22 protein-coding genes are annotated in these 19,038 nt (G+C 35.9%); 18 read left to right on the forward strand and 4 right to left on the reverse strand.

The window, feature by feature from the left end:
• Positions 1-1,204, reverse strand: a 1,204-nt coding sequence (locus tag FJ213_09955) for a glycosyltransferase family 39 protein (GenBank protein MBM4176477.1), incomplete at its 3' end; no start/stop codon positions are given.
• Positions 1,205-1,382: 178 nt separating this feature from the next.
• Between FJ213_09955 and FJ213_09960 the strand changes: the two genes are divergently transcribed.
• The 9 genes from FJ213_09960 (at position 1,383) to FJ213_10000 (ending at position 10,445) form a co-directional block, all read left to right on the forward strand.
• Positions 1,383-3,164, forward strand: a complete 1,782-nt coding sequence (locus FJ213_09960) for a DAK2 domain-containing protein (protein ID MBM4176478.1) — start codon at positions 1,383-1,385, stop codon at positions 3,162-3,164.
• 18 nt (positions 3,165-3,182) lie between these two features.
• Positions 3,183-3,953 (forward strand): DUF1295 domain-containing protein, encoded by a 771-nt coding sequence (locus FJ213_09965; GenBank protein MBM4176479.1) that lies wholly within the window; start codon positions 3,183-3,185, stop codon positions 3,951-3,953.
• A 98-nt stretch (positions 3,954-4,051) separates the two neighbouring features.
• A complete protein-coding gene (locus tag FJ213_09970; protein ID MBM4176480.1) occupies positions 4,052-4,990 on the forward strand; it encodes an ABC transporter ATP-binding protein in 939 nt (312 codons plus the stop codon).
• The gene (locus FJ213_09975) at positions 4,977-5,810 is read left to right on the forward strand and encodes a hypothetical protein (protein MBM4176481.1); all 834 of its coding nucleotides are present in this window, start codon (positions 4,977-4,979) and stop codon (positions 5,808-5,810) included. The genes FJ213_09970 and FJ213_09975 overlap by 14 nt, the downstream gene beginning before the upstream one ends.
• Positions 5,810-6,739: a hypothetical protein gene (locus FJ213_09980; protein ID MBM4176482.1), complete on the forward strand. Its 930-nt coding sequence runs from the start codon at positions 5,810-5,812 to the stop codon at positions 6,737-6,739. The genes FJ213_09975 and FJ213_09980 overlap by 1 nt, the downstream gene beginning before the upstream one ends.
• Positions 6,740-6,783: 44 nt before the next feature.
• Entirely contained in the window at positions 6,784-7,680 is an 897-nt protein-coding gene (locus tag FJ213_09985; GenBank protein MBM4176483.1) for an FAD-dependent oxidoreductase, read from the forward strand.
• Positions 7,681-7,712: 32 nt separating this feature from the next.
• Positions 7,713-8,927 (forward strand): acetate kinase, encoded by a 1,215-nt coding sequence (locus FJ213_09990; protein MBM4176484.1) that lies wholly within the window; start codon positions 7,713-7,715, stop codon positions 8,925-8,927.
• A 14-nt stretch (positions 8,928-8,941) separates the two neighbouring features.
• Positions 8,942-9,532 (forward strand): MarC family protein, encoded by a 591-nt coding sequence (locus FJ213_09995; GenBank protein MBM4176485.1) that lies wholly within the window; start codon positions 8,942-8,944, stop codon positions 9,530-9,532.
• Between the two features lie 121 nt (positions 9,533-9,653).
• Entirely contained in the window at positions 9,654-10,445 is a 792-nt protein-coding gene (locus FJ213_10000; protein ID MBM4176486.1) for an SDR family oxidoreductase, read from the forward strand.
• Between the two features lie 160 nt (positions 10,446-10,605).
• On the opposite strand, the gene FJ213_10005 is transcribed toward FJ213_10000, so the two are convergent.
• Together FJ213_10005 and FJ213_10010 are read right to left on the reverse strand one after the other, a co-directional pair.
• A complete protein-coding gene (locus FJ213_10005) occupies positions 10,606-10,809 on the reverse strand; it encodes a hypothetical protein (GenBank protein MBM4176487.1) in 204 nt (67 codons plus the stop codon).
• Positions 10,806-11,051: a hypothetical protein gene (locus FJ213_10010; GenBank protein MBM4176488.1), complete on the reverse strand. Its 246-nt coding sequence runs from the start codon at positions 11,049-11,051 to the stop codon at positions 10,806-10,808. The genes FJ213_10005 and FJ213_10010 overlap by 4 nt, the downstream gene beginning before the upstream one ends.
• A 551-nt stretch (positions 11,052-11,602) precedes the next feature.
• On the opposite strand from FJ213_10010, the gene msrB reads away from it, so the two are divergent.
• The 6 genes from msrB to FJ213_10040 all read left to right on the forward strand — a co-directional run bounded on the left by msrB (position 11,603) and on the right by FJ213_10040 (position 14,447).
• Entirely contained in the window at positions 11,603-12,004 is a 402-nt protein-coding gene (gene msrB / locus FJ213_10015) for a peptide-methionine (R)-S-oxide reductase MsrB (GenBank protein ID MBM4176489.1), read from the forward strand.
• Entirely contained in the window at positions 12,005-12,844 is an 840-nt protein-coding gene (locus FJ213_10020; protein MBM4176490.1) for a glycerophosphodiester phosphodiesterase, read from the forward strand. It begins immediately after the preceding gene.
• A gap of 86 nt (positions 12,845-12,930) precedes the next feature.
• Complete coding sequence (locus FJ213_10025; GenBank protein ID MBM4176491.1) at positions 12,931-13,260, forward strand: DUF971 domain-containing protein; 330 nt, start codon at positions 12,931-12,933, stop codon at positions 13,258-13,260.
• A gap of 67 nt (positions 13,261-13,327) precedes the next feature.
• Positions 13,328-13,759: an OsmC family peroxiredoxin gene (locus FJ213_10030; protein MBM4176492.1), complete on the forward strand. Its 432-nt coding sequence runs from the start codon at positions 13,328-13,330 to the stop codon at positions 13,757-13,759.
• Positions 13,760-13,779: 20 nt separating this feature from the next.
• Positions 13,780-14,025, forward strand: a complete 246-nt coding sequence (locus FJ213_10035; GenBank protein ID MBM4176493.1) for a zinc ribbon domain-containing protein — start codon at positions 13,780-13,782, stop codon at positions 14,023-14,025.
• 32 nt (positions 14,026-14,057) lie between these two features.
• Positions 14,058-14,447, forward strand: coding sequence for a rhodanese-like domain-containing protein (locus FJ213_10040; GenBank protein ID MBM4176494.1), 390 nt, complete (start codon positions 14,058-14,060; stop codon positions 14,445-14,447).
• Between the two features lie 72 nt (positions 14,448-14,519).
• Here FJ213_10040 and FJ213_10045 read toward each other — a convergent pair whose 3' ends face one another.
• A complete protein-coding gene (locus tag FJ213_10045) occupies positions 14,520-15,128 on the reverse strand; it encodes a thioredoxin family protein (GenBank protein MBM4176495.1) in 609 nt (202 codons plus the stop codon).
• 91 nt (positions 15,129-15,219) lie between these two features.
• On the opposite strand from FJ213_10045, the gene FJ213_10050 reads away from it, so the two are divergent.
• From FJ213_10050 to FJ213_10060, 3 genes are all read left to right on the forward strand, one after another.
• Positions 15,220-15,702 carry a hypothetical protein gene (locus FJ213_10050; GenBank protein ID MBM4176496.1) on the forward strand — a complete coding sequence of 161 codons (483 nt, stop codon included), beginning with the start codon at positions 15,220-15,222 and terminating at the stop codon, positions 15,700-15,702.
• A 344-nt stretch (positions 15,703-16,046) separates the two neighbouring features.
• Positions 16,047-17,255, forward strand: coding sequence for a phosphofructokinase (locus FJ213_10055; protein ID MBM4176497.1), 1,209 nt, complete (start codon positions 16,047-16,049; stop codon positions 17,253-17,255).
• Positions 17,256-17,353: 98 nt separating this feature from the next.
• A partial coding sequence (locus FJ213_10060) for a restriction endonuclease subunit M (protein ID MBM4176498.1) occupies positions 17,354-19,038 on the forward strand: 1,685 nt, incomplete at its 3' end.

A 19,038-nucleotide genomic window follows, 5' to 3' on the forward strand; every position in this document is an offset into this window, starting at 1 on the left:
AAATTGTCTTTGCAAACTCTTCCCAACCAAACATATCGGCATAAAATTGCGGAAGCTCCTCCAGTGTGTTGCCCTCTGCAGTACTTGGAGCAATGCCGAGACTTTTTGAATAAGCAATGTACGTTTGCGGCGGCAGGATAGGAAGTACAACAGGCATCAAAACTATTCCAAAAACAATTACAAATGCGGTGATTGTATACTTAATCCAATTCCAGTATTTTTTATATGAGATGAGCTCCAGCATTACTCCGCCAGAAGCGAAAAGAATTGGCATAGCCGGGGAAAGATATTCTGGTTTGCTGTGCCAATTGACAACGAGCACTGTAAAAGAAGTTAGGAATATAAATCCAAGCAGTTTGAATTTTTTTCCCGATTCATTGAAGAAGAAAAAATATAAACCAGCCAACCAAACAGGCGCAACGGCAGGATTGTTTATTAAAAATTGACCTAAGATAAAATCAACCGGAGTAATAGACGAGTATTTTTCTGCCGAAGCAGTCCTTATAAATTCTAAATGAGCAAAATCATTTTGGATGTTCCAAATTATATACGGAAGAAAAATGAACAATGCGATTAAACATGCCAAGAAAGGCCGCGCTGTTTTAAGCTCTTTACGACTTACGGTGGCAAGCAAGCCGACGAATAAACCCAAACCAAACCAAAGAAATGTGATCTTATTCATTAATCCAAGTCCCATTAACACTCCAAGCAGTAACCAAAGTTTTGAGGTTGAACCTTTTATTAATTTAATCACGAGATAAAAGGAGATCGTCCAAAATAAAATATCAAATGCATTCATCGAAAAGAAAGTAAACATCGCAAGATGGATAAGTGAGAAAGTTACAGCAAGACATGAAATTGTAACAGCGAACCTCTTTCCTCCCAGCTCTCGTGTGATTGCTCCTGTCACAAAAACTGTCATTGCAGAAGCTATCGCGGGAAGTGATCTAATTGCAAAAACAGAATCGCCGATTATCATCCGTGAAAATGCCATGATGTAGCTTGCAAGTGGCGGCTGATCTACATAACCGATATCAAGCCGTTTGCTGCAGGCAATGTAATAAAGTTCGTCTCGAAAAATTCCGTAATTAGCAAATGCATTGGAATATAAATGAATCAATAACTTAGCGACGGAAATATAGACTATTATAGCTATATCGCTTGTTAAGTACTCTTTGGCGAGGAATTTTATTTTAATATTCATAACAAAAACTGGAGAAAAACTTTGTCAAATTCAATAAAAAAATTGTGAGATTAGCTTTGAACCAATTTGCCGATAAAAACGTTGCGACTATTGAATTTTCTCCTAATATTAAGACAAGAATTTGAAAGCATATCAACAGGGAGGATTTAGTTAAAATAAAAATCATGGATCAAATTGTATGAAAATAGATTTCCTCGATGGCGAAAAGCTTTATCACGGATTTTCGTCCGGTAAAAATACAGTTTTAAAGAACAAAGCTTATCTAAATAAGATAAACGTATTTCCAGTTGCCGATGGAGACACAGGGACAAATCTTGTATTAACAATGCACTCAGTGGTTGAAGGATGCAAAGCAGAGCCGTCATTTTCAAAAGTCAGCAGCCGAATGGCAGACGCCGCCCTGCTTGGATCTCGAGGAAATTCCGGAATAATATTCGCCCAATTCATACAAGGTTTGAACGATGGCGCAAAAGATAAGAACGAATTAAATCAAAAAGACTTTTCAAGTGCAATTAATCGTGGAGTTGAGTTTGCTTACAAGTCAGTTACAAATCCAGTTGAAGGAACAATTCTAACAGTAATGAAATCTTGGGCGGATGCGATTCATAAACTGCACGAAAAAACTCACGACTTCGTAGAATTAATAAATCATTCCATTGAAACGGCGAAAGCATCGTTAAAAGAAACAACTAAAAAATTGAAAGTTCTTGAAGAAGCAGGCGTTGTAGATGCAGGGGCGCAGGGATTTGTGCATTTCATAGAAGGATTTTCAAGTTTCCTAAAAACTGGAAAAAAAATGGAAGAGATGGAAACAATCCAAATTGACTTAGAAGAATCCAATTCACATAAGTTTGATAACTATAAGAAACTCCAATTTCGTTTTTGTACAGAAGGAATGGTCAAAACAGATAAACTCTCTTCTGATCAACTGAGAAAATTCTTGTCAGATTTTGGAGATTCGCTGATTGTGGCTGGATCAAAGACGGCGGTAAAGTTTCATGTTCACACAAACACTCCATCTGAAATATTTTACAGGCTTATGGATTATGGAACGATTGTTCAATCAAAAGTTGATGATATGCAAAGACAAAACGAAATTCAGTTCAATCGAAATTCTTCAATTGCGCTTGTAGTTGATTCTGCATGTGATCTACCCGCTGAGCTTCTTGATAAATATCAGATTCATCTTGTTCCGATCAATTTTTTATATGGAGAGAGTAATCTTTTAGATAAAACGACCATAACACCGCATCAATTCTATTCATTATTAAAATCTCATAAATTATCCGCAAAGACTTCGCAGCCGTCAGTTAAAGCTTTTGAAAATTTATACTCATTACTGTTCGAACATTACGAATCAATAATTTCTATTCATCTTTCGCAAAACTTGAGCGGAACGTGGAACTCAGCTAAACTCGCTGCGAAAAAATTTCCAGATAAAAAAATTGCCGTAGTTGATACAAAAAACATTTCGACGTCGTTTGGATTAATTGTTCAGCACGTAGCAGAAGAAATTGAGAATAAAAAATCCTTTGACGAAGTTGTTGCAATGGCAGAAAAGATTTCATCAAAGGCAAAAATTTTAGTTAGTGTAAAAACTTTGAAATATATGGTAAGGAGCGGTAGAGTAAGTCCTCTGAAAGGAATGTTTGCAAACATCCTAAATTTAAAACCGGTTGTGTCACTCGATGAAAACGGAGCATCGATATTATCCGGAAAATCTTTTGGCGCCAATGCTAATACAAAAAAAATTACTGAGATGGTTATTGAGAAAATCAAGTCGCACCCGTTAACCAGATATGCAATCGGACACGCTAATAATGCAGACGAAGCCAAAGCTATTGAAGAAAAAATTAGAGCTGCAACCGGCGAATCGGCAAAGTTTCTTCTCGACATTGCACCGGTGATAGGTTTGCATGCAGGAATCGGTGCACTTAGCATTTCATATTTGGAAGGATGAATAAAATAAGAGGTTAAAATGGTATCAGCTCTGCAAATCACCGCAATAATAATTTTTGTATACATGTCGATCTTTTTCCTTATCGCTCAAAGGATTAATAATAATTCGATAGTCGATTATGCTTGGGGTGGAGGATTTATTTTGGTTGCTCTGTTCAATCTGATATTTGCAGCGGAAATTTATGAGCGTCAGATAATTATTACATTACTCATATTGATTTGGGGAATACGATTAATTCTTCACATTTATAGACGGAACAAGGGGAAACCGGAAGACTATCGATATACCGATATGAGAAAACGATGGGGAAAAAAGGTTGTTTGGAAAAGTTTTTTGTACGTTTTTATGCTACAAGGATTCTTGCTTCTTATAATTTCTTGCCCAATAATAATTATAAATGTTTATTCCGAACCTGGATTAACATTCGCGGATATCATTGGTGTTGCTATTTGGCTCTTCGGATTTCTATTTGAATCAATTAGCGATGATCAACTTTGGAAGTTCGTGCGAAATGAGAAGAAAAATAGAGATCAAATAATGACAAAAGGTTTATGGCATTACTCTCGTCATCCAAATTATTTCGGCGAAGCGGTTGTTTGGTGGGGAATATTTATAATTACACTTTCTGCCCCGAATGGAATTTATTCGATTTTCAGCCCGATCTTAATTACATTTTTACTCCTCAAAGTTTCCGGCGTGCCGCTGCTTGAAAAACGTTATGCAGACAATCCGGCATTTCAAGAGTATGCAAAGAAGACTAACAAATTTATTCCGTGGTTTCCTAAATAAATCAGAATTAAGAAACTTGCCTGCTTGCTACAGGATTTTTTATTAGATAAATTTGTAATGAAATTTTGTATGATATTATCCGCCCTTAGTTGATTCACATGTTTGCTATTCAAGTAAATTCATTAACAAAAGTATATAAAAGCTTTTTCACCAGCCGGAATATTACGGCAGTTAAAGATTTAACGCTTTCTGTTGAACAAGGTAAAATATTTGGACTGCTCGGACCGAATGGCGCAGGCAAAACAACTTTGATAAAGGTCCTTTTGAACATTTGCTTTCCGACAAGCGGGAGGGCAACAATTTTCGATACGGATATTTTTGATTATCGAATTAAAAAAAGAATTGGATATTTGCCCGAAAACCATAAGTATCCAAATTATCTTACAGGAGAGCAGGTTCTTAATTATTTTGGGAAACTTTCCGGCATCGATGATAAGATTAAATTGAATGAAAGTATTTCGACGAATTTAGAGCTCGTCGGAATGGCAAAGTGGAGAAAAACTAAAATCAAAAAGTATTCAAAAGGAATGATGCAGCGGCTTGGGCTTGCACAAGCATTGATTAGCGATCCCGATTTGATTTTTTTAGACGAGCCGACAGATGGAGTTGATCCAATCGGGAGAAAAGAAATTAGAGACATTCTCCAAAACTTAAAAGCTCAAGGGAAAACGATTTTTCTAAATTCACATCTGCTTTCGGAAGTTGAAATGATAACCGATAAGGTTGCAATTCTTAACAAAGGTGAGTTAATCAGAGAAGGAAACGTTTCAGATTTAACTCAAAAAGGTATGGAATATCAAATTATACTCGATCCAAATGTCTCTTCTGACAAGTTAGAAGAGTTGAAAAAGTTATCGCATCATTTTAAAAATATATCGTACAAGTTTAATGTTAATGTAGCAAACACAGACGAGCTGAATGAACTTATTGATAAGATAAGAAATTCGGGAGTGATGATCGAATCCTTCTCGGCACAGAAAACCTCGCTCGAGGATTTGTTTATAAACTTAATTAAAGAATCAGATAAGAAAGAATAAGAACTTGCAATTATTGGCGATTATCGGAGATACATTTAGGGAAGCAATTTCAAGAAAGGTTTTTATTTTTTTCTTCGGCATTTCAACGTTTGTGATAATTTTATTTTTCCTCTTCTTTTCACTCTCGTCAGTCGAAGGAATGATAGGAATGATGAATTTATCTGAAGATAAAAATTCGATACGGAGCATTATCATTGGGATACAAGTTTTTATTATCGGTCCGCTTTATGCAGGCGGATTATTCCTCTCTATTTTTTCTGCATCGAGCTTCATTCCAAACATGCTTGAAAAGGGAACAATAGACCTGCTGCTTTCAAAACCAATCTCACGCCTAACTTTATTAATTGGAAAATTCTTAGGCGGGACACTTATCGTATTATTGAACATTGCTTATCTCGTATTTGCTATTTGGCTTATGATAAGTTTGAAATTTGATATTTGGAATTTAGAATTTCTGACAACGATAATTCTAATCACTTACATCTTCATGATATTCTATATACTGATGATGTTTATTGGCATTCTAACACAAAGCTCGATATTTGCAATGATAATTTCTTACTTGGTGTTTTTTATTTTCAGTCCGATATTAGCATATCGCGAAAACATTACAACTTCTCTTATCACATCGTCCGTCGGTAAATTTATTATTAATGTAGTCTATTATATTATTCCACAGACATCTGAGCTTGGCGGAATTACGCTTGATATCGCCGCCGGGGTCGCGGTAATTAATTGGATGCCATTAATCACAACTACAATTTGGGGAATTGTTATGTTTGCATCGACGGTTTATATTTTTCAGCGGAAGAATTTTTAATGCGGAGATCGATTTTTATTTTTCTTGGTGCACTGTTGCTGATATCTTCTTGCGGCAGAGAAAATCCTAAGCCGATTGATATTTCCATGAAAGAACGCTTTAAATTTCTGCCGTACGATCCTCAGATTATTATTTATTTTAATTTAATAGAGACTCGGAAAACACCTTTCTGGGAAAATTTCATTGAATCCCAGCTTGAAGAAAAAAGAAAAAATCAACTCGATGAATTTGTCAAGTTGACGGGGCTAAGCTTCGAAAAAGATGTGGACGAACTCATTCTTGCAAACGAATGGAATGAAAGTTCGACAATAATAGTTAATGGGAATGTTTCGCCTGAAAAAATCAAAAATTATTTTGAACAAAATTCATCCTCCAGCAAGGTAAAAAGTTTAAAGATAAAAATCATCGATAAGCAGACGCTTATCGCAGTAAATAATGAAGAGAGATTCAAGACGCTCGAAAATCTTGAAAAAGAAAAATCGATATTAGACAACGACAGCTATATGTCGATTATCAATTCAACACGATTCAAGAATCAATTCTGGATTGCGACAACGCAAAGTTCTGTTGTCTCTCAATTGATCGAAAAAGGGGCGGCAATCACAAAGAATGAAAAAGTAAGAGAGTTGACCAACTCAATTAGACACATTAATTTGTCAGCAAAATTTAATGATGGCATTGTAATTAATTCTAACTGGCAGTGCAAAGACGAAGCAAGTGCCGTTTTACTGAAAAGTGTGTTGAATGGAATTGTGTCTATGGTTACACTCACTTCTCCCAATGATCAATTTATTAACGAACTTTCTCAAATGGACATCTTCTTGACGGGAAAAAGTGTTGAACTTGAAATGAAAATATCAAAAGAAAATATTAAAGAAATTAGAAACTCAAAATTTAAAGACAGAATTAAACTATTAATAACAAAATGAACATAGAAGAAAAAAAACTTAGATTTGAAGACCTCATCGAAGATATGCCCACACCGGTTTTAGATCCTGATAGAATAGAGACTATCGGGATTATCGGCGGGGGATATATGGGAGTCGGAATCGCACAATCTGCTTCACAGGCTGGAATAGATGTACTGATTGTTGAAAAAGACGATGAAGCCTGCGAAAAAAGCTCTCGAAGTATTAGTGATAATATGGACCGAGAAATAAAACGCTGGGGTATGACTGCCAGCGAAAAAAAAGCAATCCTTCAAAGAATAAAATGGACAACCGAAATTGACGAAATCAAAGAATGTGATATCGTTATTGAAGCGGTAGATGAAGATCTTGAGCTGAAGAAATCAATTTTCAGAAAGATCGATTCAATTTGCCCATCTGAGACGATCTTCGTTTCTAATACATCAACACTTAGTTTGTCCAAAATTGCAGAAGATTCGAATAGATCTGATAGAATAATTGGAATGCATTTTTTAAATCCGGTTCCAAAAATTCCTCTTGTTGAACTTGTTAGAGGTATAAAAACTTCTGACGAAACAACACGAATCACAAAGTCATTTGCCAAAAAACTTGGTAAAACTGCTGTTGAAGTATTTGAATACCCTGGATTTATAACAACGAGAGTTATAGTTCCATTTTTGAATGAAGCAATGCACATTCTCATGGAAGGTTTGGCAACTGCCGATGGTATCGATACAGCAATGAAGCTCGGCTATAATCTTCCAATCGGGCCGCTTGAGCTTGCAGACAATATGGGACTCGACGAAATTCTCGCCTGGATGGAAACCCTTTGGCATGAACTTGGCGAACCAAGATATCGGCCATGTCCATTACTCAGAAAATATGTCCGCGAAGGAAAGCTCGGAAAAAAATCTGGAGAAGGATTTTTCAAGTACGATGAACATGGAAGAAAATTATCATAATAACGGAATAATAAAAGTTTGAGTGAATCATAATGAAAGTATTAGTTTTAAATTGCGGCAGTTCTTCAATTAAATATCAGTTTATTGATGTCGAAGAGAAACTTGTGCTTGCAAAAGGCGCGATTGAAAGAATTGGAACATCATCGGCGATTTTAACACACAGCAGACACGATGGAGACAGTATTAAGATCACAGGAGAAATATTGGATCACAACATTGCAATCGAATATGTTCTGGCTGTGCTGTTAAGTAAAAATCATGGAGTTATTAAAGACAAAAACGAAATAGAAGCCGTTGGACATAGAGTAGTTCATGGAGGTGAAGATTTCGCAGAATCAGTATTAATCACGAATACGGTAATAAAAACTATTCAAGACAATTTTGAATTAGCTCCTCTTCACAATCCGCCGAACTTAAAAGGAATAATCGCATGTCAAAATCACTTGCCTGGCATTCCGCAATGCGGAGTTTTTGATACAGCATTCCACCAGCAAATGCCGCCCAAAGCTTTTTTGTATGGAATTCCATATCAACTTTATAAAGCTCATAAAATAAGACGCTACGGATTTCACGGAACGTCGCATCTTTATGTGACACAAAGAACTGCAGAATTTTTGGAAAAATCCGCTGAATCATTGAAAATTATTACATGTCATCTTGGCAACGGATGCAGTATGGCGGCTATTGATAAGGGAGTGTCAATTGATACTACAATGGGCTTCACACCAATCGAAGGCCTTCTGATGGGAACACGAAGCGGAGACATCGACGCATCTATCCCATTGCATATAATGGCGAAAGAGGGATTAACCCTTGCAGAAATCACAACGATGTTGAACAAGCATAGCGGACTTATAGGTATTTCCGGCGTTTCGAATGACATGAGAGAATTAATAAAATCTGTGAACGAAGGAAATATTCGCGCAAAACATGCATTTGAAATATTCTGCTACAGAATAAAAAAATATATAGGTGGATACATTGCCGCACTTGGCGGAGTGGATGCAATTGTTTTCACTGGCGGAATCGGTGAAAATAGCAGTGAAGTAAGAAAAGAAATTTTAACAGGCATGGAATACTTTGGAATTGAATTAGATGAAACAAAAAATCTTAATACAAATGGAGAGCGCGAAATAAGCTCACCCGGCTCAAAAGTTAAGGCACTTGTAATTCCCACTAATGAAGAGCTTATAATTGCACTTGATACTGCAAAAATAGTCTCGGAAATTAAAGAGCAGATGAATTAGAAAAGAATTTTATTATGACGTTGAATGATTTCTTATTTGCATTTATTCCGCTGTTTGTTGCGATTGATATTGTAGGTACGCTTCCTATCTTCATTGGTTTAACAGAGGAGTTCGATAAACGAGAAAGAAAAAAATTGATCTATCAAGCGATTGCGACAGCATTTGTGCTTGCGACAGTTTTCTTGGTCTCTGGAATGGTAATTCTTGATTTCATGGGAATTACAATGAACGATTTTCGTATAGGCGGCGGTTTGGTATTATTGATTCTTGCAATTCAAGAATTACTTTTCTCTGGAGAAGATACGAGACGTAAACCCTCGGGAAGTATTGGAATTGTTCCGCTTGGCATTCCTCTGGTGATGGGACCTGCAGCATTGACCACAATTTTAGTTTTAGTAAGCAGCAGCGGATTTCTGGCAACAATTCTTTCAATGATAGCAAACCTATTAATCGCCTTGTTCGTCCTTTACTATTCCCAAAAAATTGTTCGAATAATTGGAGTTTCAGGAACAAAAGCTTTTGCGAAAGTTGCCGCTTTGTTTCTCGCTGCTATAGCAATAATGATGATTAGGGTTGGAATCGTTGACATTATTAAAAATACATAATCAGTTTTAAGGTGCGTTAAAACTGCCAAAGGTTAACTTCCGCGGGAAGTATTAAATGATGATGAAGAGATTCACATCGACAATTGAATAAGTAAGTTTTCAATTACTAAAGGAAACCGCAATGAATTTAGGACTACAAAATAAAACTGCTCTTGTAACTGCCGCAAGTAAAGGGATCGGAAAAGCTTGTGCGGCTTCTTTGATTCAAGAAGGATGTAAGGTTATGATCTCTTCTTCAAATAAAGATAACTTAATCTCTGCTTCTAAAGAAATTAGCGAGCAATATAATACGGAAGTTTTTTGGCATGAATGCAACGTTAAGATTGGTCAGGAAATAAAAGAGACAGTCAACGAAGCGATTAATACGTTAGGACGAATTGATATTTTAATTAACAATTGCGGGGGTCCTGTCTCGGGCTCTATCGAATCATTTTCTGATGACGATTGGACAAGCGCGTTCGATGAAGTATTAATGTCGGTCGTAAGATTTTCACGTGAAGTCAGCGAAGTAATGAAGCAAAATAAGTTTGGCAGAATAGTTAACATTACTTCCATTTCAGTAAAGCAGCCAATACAAAGATTAGTCTTGTCAAATTCATTCAGAAGCGGCGTTACCGCTTATGCAAAAACACTTTCAACCGAACTTGCCCCGTTCAATATAACAATAAACAATATTGCACCGGGCTATACCCTTACAAATCGGATTTATGATTTAGCAGTTGAACAATCTAAATCTCAAAATACATCCTATGAAGAAGTTTTAAAAAACTTTACTAAAGATATTCCAATGGGAAGGATGGCAAAACCTGAGGAGATCGGCAATCTCGCAGCGTTTCTTTGTTCGGATAGAACTGCATACATCACGGGTCAAACTATTGCAGTGGATGGTGGGTATATTAAAAGTCTGATGTAATCCGCTATTTTGAAAAATTTAAGACTCTACTCAAATTAGAGGTTTTTACTTTTTAGATATAAGAAGGAAACTGTATGAATCCGCGAAGTAGTGGTAAAAAAGAATCAAAGAGTTAAAGATTCATTAATCAAAATATAGACGCGCTTGGTTTTTCAAAATATTAATCTTCATCAAAGATCTCTTTAAGAAAACGTTTCTCATCCAAATTTTTTTGCCAGTCTCGATGTCTCTTAACAGATTCTTTCCGTATTTGATTTGTGATAGATAGAAATCGACTTGTTTCAACCGGGCCCAATTCTTCAAGTAGAATTTTAATTGCTTTACGTAATAATTTATTTTCGTCTATGTATGTACTTTCACTCATTTTCTTAACTCCTTTGCACAAAATTCGACCGGATTCATAATTTGAATATTTATACAATACTTTTTTGCTTGTTTATAAAATTTATTATCGCATGTAATTAATATATCTGAATATTGTTCAGCAAATGTCAGATGAGCTGAGTCGGCTACGCCAATATTTTTTACCATTAGCTCTTCTGTACGTTTTTTCGCCAAGACAAAATCAAAACTTATTTTTTTTGAGTATCTTTCTAATAAATACATTAATTGAAACTTTTATTGACTGTCTTAAATTGCAGAAATTTCGTTCCAATGAATTGGAGAAGAAATTAGTTCAAAAGATCGATTGTAAATTTTGTCAAGAATATAATAGACGGCGTCTGTTTCTAATTTAATTTTCATGTCATTCTGATTGTCAAATGGCCGACATAAAGTACAAACATCTAAATAAAGTTTTAACAAGCTATATTCATCTTATTATCGTTCAATCATAAGAACAGAACAATGGAAAAACAAACATTCGCAATGAATCTCCATTATTTGAGAATTGTATTGAATTACTTAGTTTACTTAAAGGAAATTCATTAGTTTTTTCATTGAACAAAAACAAATTTCTTTCGTACAAGATTTTAATTTTTATGCAAATCCAAATTATATTAATAATTACATCAAGTGCATTATTTTTATCTAATTGCAGCCGCGAAAGTGCATCAGAACAAATAAAAAATTTATCTTTCTCCGACTCATTAAATGGAAATACTTGTCTGGTAGATTCTTCCGTTAAGACAAACTCAATTGAAAGGAATTCGAGCACGATGAAATATGAGATAAATAAATCCGAACAGGAATGGAAAGAACTGCTTACCGAAGAGCAATTCAACATCACGAGAAAAAAAGGAACGGAAAGACCATTCACCGGAAAATACTATAAGCATAATGAAACTGGAACTTACCTGTGCGTCGGCTGTGGCAGTGAGCTCTTTAAATCAAATACGAAATATGAATCGGGTTCCGGCTGGCCAAGTTTTTGGCAGTCAATCGATAAAGAAAAAGTTCATTTTGAAACTGATGAAAGTTTTGGAATGACAAGAATCGAAGTTATGTGCAGCAAGTGCGGTTCTCATCTCGGACATGTTTTTGATGATGGGCCCGCACCAACAGGAAAACGATACTGCATTAATTCAGCATCGTTAAATTTTAAGAAAGAGGAAAAGTAATTGCGCCTAAGTATTAGCTCAGTACTGATCGCAGCATCCTTTTTGATTTTATTTGCTGGTCAAGCACAACCGCAGAACAATAATATACCAGAAATTATTGCACATCGTGGAGCTTGTTCAAACGCACCGGAAAATACTTTAGCCGCAATGAAGGCAGCAATCGACCTTGGGGTGAAATTTATTGAAATAGACATTCGAATGACCAAAGATGGAGAGTTAATTTCAATTCACGATGAATCTGTCAGCAGAACAACAAATGGCAAGGGAGCTGTTAATGAACACTCTTTGTCAGAGATTAAAATTCTTGATGCCGGAAGCTGGTTTCATGAAAGTTTTAAAAACGAGAGAATTCCAACGTTAAACGAAGTGCTGGACATTATAGATTCGAATACAACCTTGATCATCGAGATAAAAGAAGATTCAAGAAATATGTCGAGAATGATTGGTAATATCATTCGCATTGTTAAAAATAACCCATCTCACAAAAAAATTATTTTAAAATCATTTGACACAAGAATACTTGAACGAATTCGCAAGCACTTGCCAGAAGTGCCGCTGATATACGTTTATGGGATCAGAATTCCATTTTTAAATTTTTCTATCGGATCAAGAGTTTCGTTTCAGGATCTCTTTTCACTGAACGTGAATTATCTTCAGCCTCATTCATTGCTTCTTTCGGAAGATTTTGTCAAGGAAGCTCAGACTAATGGCTATAAAATTATCGCTTGGGACGTGGATGGAGAAAATAAAATGAAAAGGATGATCGACATTGGTGTTGATGCAATTGAGACGGATTATCCTGAGCGGCTGCAAAAAATTCTAAAAAGCAAGTACAAATAAACAGTTTTCTACCCAAATTTTACCTAAAAAATTTAAAACCTTTTCATTAGTATTGCATCTAATTTTATAAAATTTAAATGATATTAATGCCCGAAGATATTAAGCAGACTTCCACTTCTGAACTTCAGATAAAATGGCAGGATGGACATGAAAGCAGATACGAATTGAATAACCTTAGACGTGAGTGTCCGTGCGCAAATTGCAAAGGAGAAGTGATCTTGTGGAAATCTTATGCACCAACAAAAAAAAATAACGAAACACCAGATATGTTTATCTTAAAGTCCATTCAAATGGTCGGAAGCTATGCCTTACAGATTGGCTGGAAAGATGGACACAACACAGGACTTTACACATGGGAAAATCTTCGCAGTTTATGTCAATGTGATGAATGTACAGATAATGAACCGTCTAATTGAAGAAGGATTCGAGTAGTAAATGTTAAAATTCACTTAGATGAACTTAAGAATTTAAAGGAAACAATTTATGAGTGACGCACATTTTTATGAAGTTAATGTCAAATGGAATTCGGCAAGAAAGGGAACGCTCTCTTCACCGGCATTGAGCGAGATCGAAGTTGCAACTCCGCCTCAATTTCCCGGCGGGCATGAAGGAATTTGGAGTCCCGAACATTTGTTCGTTGCATCATCAGCGATTTGTTTGATGACAACGTTTCTTGCAATCGCGGATTTATCTAAACTTGAATTTGAATCTTATGACAGCAAAGCAGCAGGTAAGCTTGAAAAAATCGATGGTAAGTTTATGATAAGCGAAATCGTGCTTGAACCAAAAATAAAAATCGGGAACGAGAAAGACATGGAACGTGCAGAAAGAATCATTCACAAAGCAGAAGCAAATTGTTTAATCTCTAACTCGATGAAGACAAAAATCACATTAAATCCATCAATAAGTTTTTAACCGATTAAGGAGGAAAATAAATGCCAGTATTTGAATATCGATGTACAGAATGCAATTCAAAGTACGAAATACTTCATCTTGGACAGGAAAAAGCTGAAGATATATTTTGTCCAAGTTGCAATTCAAAAAATCATAAAAAACTTTTATCTGCATTCAGCCCGTCTATGGGGAGCTCTTCAGGATTTAGCGGAGATGCATGTTCAACCGGTGCCTGCGATGTGCCTTCATACGGCGGATGTGCTTCTGGAATGTGCGGATTGAATTAAAACTAAATTAACACAAAATATATTAGTGCAATATGAACTTGAAAAAAAATTTATTTGTTTTGTTCACATTCTTTATAACAATTAACGGATGTGCACAAAGCGAAAGTGAAATTTCTGTGAGAGACTTAAAAGAAAAAATAAAAGCAGATACGAACCTTGTAATACTCGATGTAAGGACTCCGCAGGAACTTGAAGGCGAGCTCGGTAAAATTGACGGCGTGATAAATATTCCTGTTCAAGAATTGGAATCACGTATTCACGCACTTGATCAATATAAAGAAAAAGAAATTGCAGTGATATGTAGAAGCGGGAATCGTTCCGGTCGCGCAGTCAGAATTTTACAGCCGCTTGGATTTAATGCATACAATGTTCTCGGCGGGATGATTCAGTGGAGGAAAGAATTTAATAAGAATACAGAATAGTCCTTTATTTATTTGTTTAAATCCGTTTAATTCGTGTCATTCGTGTTCTATAGAATTATTGATGACATAGATTCAGAGACTAAATAATTCTCTCAATATCTGCACGAACTCTTTTTCTAATTCTTTCCCGCGGTCTTTAGCATACCACAAATGTAGCTTCTCAATATAATCAACTTTTGATAATCCCCTGGATTTCAGTTCGTTTACAAGCTCTTCTGCTTTTTTGGGTCTTGCACCCCATTTAAACAGTTCATTTCCATTTTCATTAAAAGCAATAAGTTTCGGAATGCTTCGAGTTCCTTCAGTTAAGTACAAATCCATAATCTCAAGATTTTCATCACGTAAAATGATTCTTAAATCAATTTTCGGATTAATCTCGGCGAACTTTGCTATGTGTGGAAGATTCTGGGCTGAATCGCCGCACCAAGTTTCAGTTAAAACCATCCAAAGCTGAGGAGATTTGATTTTGTTGACTAAGTTTATAAGTTCATCAGAGACTTCGTAAGTCTTTTGAATTCTTCTGCTGCGCGCGAGATTTAGCTTAAGCTTATCGTATTCGAGTCGCTCTTCGTAGCTTAATGATTTATAATTCGTCGATTCAAGTTTCTGTTCTACAGATGAAATATATTCGACGTACGTCATTCCATTGTGAGGAATTCTTTTCTCAAAAAAGTTTAGCATTGTTCACTTTCATTTTAGATATTTGATGTAGTAAAATAAAATTCGTTTCAGAAATTGTGAACAAACGTTTTTAATGATAAAGGATTCTAAAATGAAGCATTTCCTCGATGAGATGAAAAAATTTATTGAGTCAACCGCAGATCGCTTATTAGATATGGCGGATTCAGAAGTCCATAAAAAAAGAGATGATTCGTACTGGTCTACGGCTGAAATTCTTGGGCACCTGATCGATTCAGCGTGCAATAATCATAGGAGATTTGTACTTGCTCAATTCAAAAGTGATTTAGTTTTCGATGGATACGACCAAGATAAATGGACGGCAGTACAAAATTATATCGGAGAAGATTGGCAAACCCTTGTTTTGCTTTGGAAGAATTATAATTTTCATATAATACATCTTTGCGGACAGATTCCGGAAAATCTTCTAGAAAAGAAGCGGTTATCTCACAATCTCAATCAAATTGCATGGAAAAAGATTGATAAGAGTTCGTCGGTAACACTTGAGTATTTTATAAAAGACTATTTCGGACATCTGAAGCATCATATCGAACAATTGTTTTCAATTTCTTCATAGATTGAAAAGCTTTTTAGTTTCAACAATTCATATGTTTTAAAAAAGATAATTCTCAAAATAGAAGTTTTTATCACCGTAAGTAAATAAAGATTAATAGGGGTATGAAAAGGATTCATGTTTTTACAATAACTGCATTTGCTGCTGTCACCGACCGGTCAGTGACAGCAATTAACTTGAGTTTCTTGGCAGGCTTACATGACGGTTTTTTATACCCAAAAGATTAATATTGCTTACCCCAAAATCGAAATAAAATATTTTGTATTTTTGTAACGCAAAGTAGATAACCTCATCTCAAGACCGATGAACTACTTATTAACTGATTTGATATAAAAGAGAGAGAAATTATGGCACTTGTAAATTCAAAAAAAGGTGTAATTGGAATTTTAACCGGAGGAGGAGACGTTCCTGGGTTAAATCCTGCAATTCGTGCGGTGACAATTCGTGCAATTCGCGAAGGTTACCAAGTCGTTGGAATACGGCGCGGCTGGGCAGGGCTTGTGGAAATGATTCGAGATGAAAAAGCTGATAATCACGAATGCTATCAAGTCTTGACAGAAGATATTGTAAATCGTGCAGGACGAACCGGCGGAACGTTTTTACACTCATCACGCACAAGACCAAGTCATGTAAAGAAAAATGATGTTCCTGATCATTTGAAGGATAAATACAATAATAAAATAAATGACCTCACGCCGGAGGTTTTAAAAAATCTTGATTTCCTCGGAATTAATCATTTAATACCAATTGGCGGTGACGATACTTTGAGCTATGGAGTTAGACTTTATCAAGAAGGTGTTAAAGTAATTGCAATTCCCAAGACAATGGACAACGATGTTCCCGGCACCGATTACTGTATTGGATTCAGCACTTGCGTAACGAGAACAATTGCAATGACAAATGCACTTCGTACATCGGCTGGCTCTCATGAACGTTTTATGGTGCTTGAAGTTTTCGGAAGATATGCAGGATTCACCGCAGTTATTCCGACGATGGCAGGTTCCGCGAACAGATGCGTAATTCCTGAATACAAATTCAATATTGAATTACTAACAGAGCTTTTAACCCAGGATAGGTTTAAAAATCCAAGCAGATATTCTGTTCTTTTAGTTTCCGAAGGTGCTATGTTCGAGGGGGGCGAAATGATCTTTCAAAGCCGAACTACTGATGCTTATGGGCATGCAAAGCTTGGTGGAATTGGAGATTTAGTCAGCGAAGAATTGAAAAAACTTTCTCCTAAATTCAACAACGGAAGAAGAATAGATATAATTAATCAAAAGCTTGGCTACTTAGTCCGCTGCGGCGATCCAGATGCGATTGATTCGATCGTGCCAATGGCTTATGGAAATCTTGCTCTTGATCTTGTCCTTCAAGGAATTCATGGTCGGCTCGTTGTGCTGAAAAATGGAAGATACGATAACGTTCCGCTTGATATAATCACAAGCACAAAAAAAATTGTAAACGTAGAAAAGTTTTATAACACAGAACGTCTAAGACCATTTTATAAAAGCTTCGAAATGAAACCACTCTTTATAATGACAAGCGAGTTGAGTTAAGACCATTAAGAATTTAATAAGGATTTCATTTTCTTATATCAGCGAGTTATGATTTGAGAGGATGAAATCTTTTTTTATTTTAAAGCCAGGAGAATTAAATGAATTCGCAGATAATTGAATTGGTTGAGCGTTTTGATAGGAATATCGAATCTTACAAATCCGGTCAATACAACGAGACTCAAGTTAGAAGGGAATTCATTGATCCATTCTTCGAAGCTCTCGGCTGGGATGTTTCGAATAAAGCCGGCTATGCCGAAGCTTATAAAGATGTTGTTCATGAATATTCACAGAAAACTGCAGACACTACAGAAGCTCCCGACTATCTGTTTCGTATTGGCGGTACAAGAAAATTTTTTGTAGAAGCAAAGAAGCCAAGCGTTAAACTTGCTGATGAAACTTATCCAGCTTATCAACTAAGACGATATGCATGGACGGCAAAGCTTCCTCTCAGCATCTTAACTGACTTCGAAGAGTTAGCTGTTTACGACTGTCGAATCAAACCAAATAAAAACGATAAGCCGTCTGTTGCGCGGGTGAACTATTACACATATAAAAATTATATCGAAAAGTGGGAAGAGATTACCTCAGTATTTTCAAAAGATTCAATTCTAAAAGGTTCTTTCGATAAATATGCTGAGATCAACAAAGCTAAAAGAGGAACTGCTGAAGTTGACGACGCATTCTTAAAAGAAATTGAGCATTGGCGTGAAATTCTTGCGAAGAACATCGCAATCCGAAATCCAAAACTTACAAACCGAGAACTTAATTATGCAGTTCAAAAAACTATCGATAGAATAATCTTCCTCCGCATTTGTGAAGATAGAGGGATTGAGGAATACGGTCAACTAATGTCTTTTCAAAATGGGGTTAACGTTTATGCACGACTGATGCAAATCTTCAATCGTGCCGATGAAAAGTATAACAGTGGACTTTTTCATTTTGAAGAAGAGAAAGGAATAAATGAACCTCCAGATTCAATCACTCGCAATCTTAAAATTGACGATAAAGTTCTTAAAGACATTATTAAGAATTTATATTATCCAGAAAGTCCTTATGAATTCTCTGTTCTGCCGGCTGATATTCTTGGTCACGTATATGAGCAATTTCTCGGGAAAGTAATTCGACTTACTCCATCGCATCAAGCAAAAATCGATGAAAAGCCTGAAGTAAAAAAAGCCGGCGGCGTTTATTACACACCGACTTACATCGTGGATTACATTGTTAAAAATACTGTTGGAAAACTTATAGAAGATAAAACACCTAATCAAGTTGCGAAGTTAAGAATACTCGATCCGGCATGTGGAAGCGGATCGTTTCTTCTTGGTGCATATCAATTTCTGTTAGATTGGCATTTCAATTATTATGTAGAGCGAATTTCCAATTCGCTTAATAATAAAAAGATAAAGGATTCTCCAATTTATCAAGCACACAATGGCGGATGGAAACTTACAACTGTAGAACGAAAACGAATTTTACTCAACAATATTTACGGAGTAGATATTGACCCTCAAGCAGTAGAAGTAACAAAGCTCTCGCTTCTCTTAAAAGTTTTGGAAGGTGAAACAGACGAAACACTTGCATCTCAAATGAGATTTTTTCACGAACGAGCTTTGCCAGATTTGTCTAACAATATCAAATGCGGAAATTCATTGATAGGTCCGGATTTTTATGAGCAGACACAATTACTATTTGTTGATGACGAAGAACGAATACGGATAAATGTATTTGATTGGAGTACTGAATTTAAGAACATTATGCAGGAGGGTGGATTTGATTGCGTGAT

Source organism: Ignavibacteria bacterium, from assembly GCA_016873845.1.
Taxonomy (GTDB): domain Bacteria; phylum Bacteroidota; class Ignavibacteria; order Ch128b; family Ch128b; genus JAHJVF01.

Excerpts from the sequence above, each read along its gene's own strand:
- FJ213_09960 (MBM4176478.1), top strand. The coding sequence starts at position 1,383 with ATGAAAATAGATTTCCTCGATGGCGAAAAGCTTTATCACGGATTTTCG.
- FJ213_09965 (MBM4176479.1), top strand. The coding sequence starts at position 3,183 with ATGGTATCAGCTCTGCAAATCACCGCAATAATAATTTTTGTATACATG.
- FJ213_09980 (MBM4176482.1), top strand. The coding sequence starts at position 5,810 with ATGCGGAGATCGATTTTTATTTTTCTTGGTGCACTGTTGCTGATATCT.
- FJ213_09990 (MBM4176484.1), top strand. The coding sequence starts at position 7,713 with ATGAAAGTATTAGTTTTAAATTGCGGCAGTTCTTCAATTAAATATCAG.
- FJ213_10010 (MBM4176488.1), bottom strand. The coding sequence starts at position 11,051 with ATGTATTTATTAGAAAGATACTCAAAAAAAATAAGTTTTGATTTTGTC.
- FJ213_09985 (MBM4176483.1), top strand. The coding sequence starts at position 6,784 with ATGCCCACACCGGTTTTAGATCCTGATAGAATAGAGACTATCGGGATT.
- msrB (MBM4176489.1), top strand. The coding sequence starts at position 11,603 with ATGAAATATGAGATAAATAAATCCGAACAGGAATGGAAAGAACTGCTT.
- FJ213_10005 (MBM4176487.1), bottom strand. The coding sequence starts at position 10,809 with ATGAGTGAAAGTACATACATAGACGAAAATAAATTATTACGTAAAGCA.
- FJ213_09995 (MBM4176485.1), top strand. The coding sequence starts at position 8,942 with ATGACGTTGAATGATTTCTTATTTGCATTTATTCCGCTGTTTGTTGCG.
- FJ213_10035 (MBM4176493.1), top strand. The coding sequence starts at position 13,780 with ATGCCAGTATTTGAATATCGATGTACAGAATGCAATTCAAAGTACGAA.
- FJ213_10040 (MBM4176494.1), top strand. The coding sequence starts at position 14,058 with ATGAACTTGAAAAAAAATTTATTTGTTTTGTTCACATTCTTTATAACA.
- FJ213_10000 (MBM4176486.1), top strand. The coding sequence starts at position 9,654 with ATGAATTTAGGACTACAAAATAAAACTGCTCTTGTAACTGCCGCAAGT.
- FJ213_10050 (MBM4176496.1), top strand. The coding sequence starts at position 15,220 with ATGAAGCATTTCCTCGATGAGATGAAAAAATTTATTGAGTCAACCGCA.
- FJ213_09970 (MBM4176480.1), top strand. The coding sequence starts at position 4,052 with ATGTTTGCTATTCAAGTAAATTCATTAACAAAAGTATATAAAAGCTTT.
- FJ213_10055 (MBM4176497.1), top strand. The coding sequence starts at position 16,047 with ATGGCACTTGTAAATTCAAAAAAAGGTGTAATTGGAATTTTAACCGGA.
- FJ213_10030 (MBM4176492.1), top strand. The coding sequence starts at position 13,328 with ATGAGTGACGCACATTTTTATGAAGTTAATGTCAAATGGAATTCGGCA.
- FJ213_10045 (MBM4176495.1), bottom strand. The coding sequence starts at position 15,128 with ATGCTAAACTTTTTTGAGAAAAGAATTCCTCACAATGGAATGACGTAC.
- FJ213_10025 (MBM4176491.1), top strand. The coding sequence starts at position 12,931 with ATGCCCGAAGATATTAAGCAGACTTCCACTTCTGAACTTCAGATAAAA.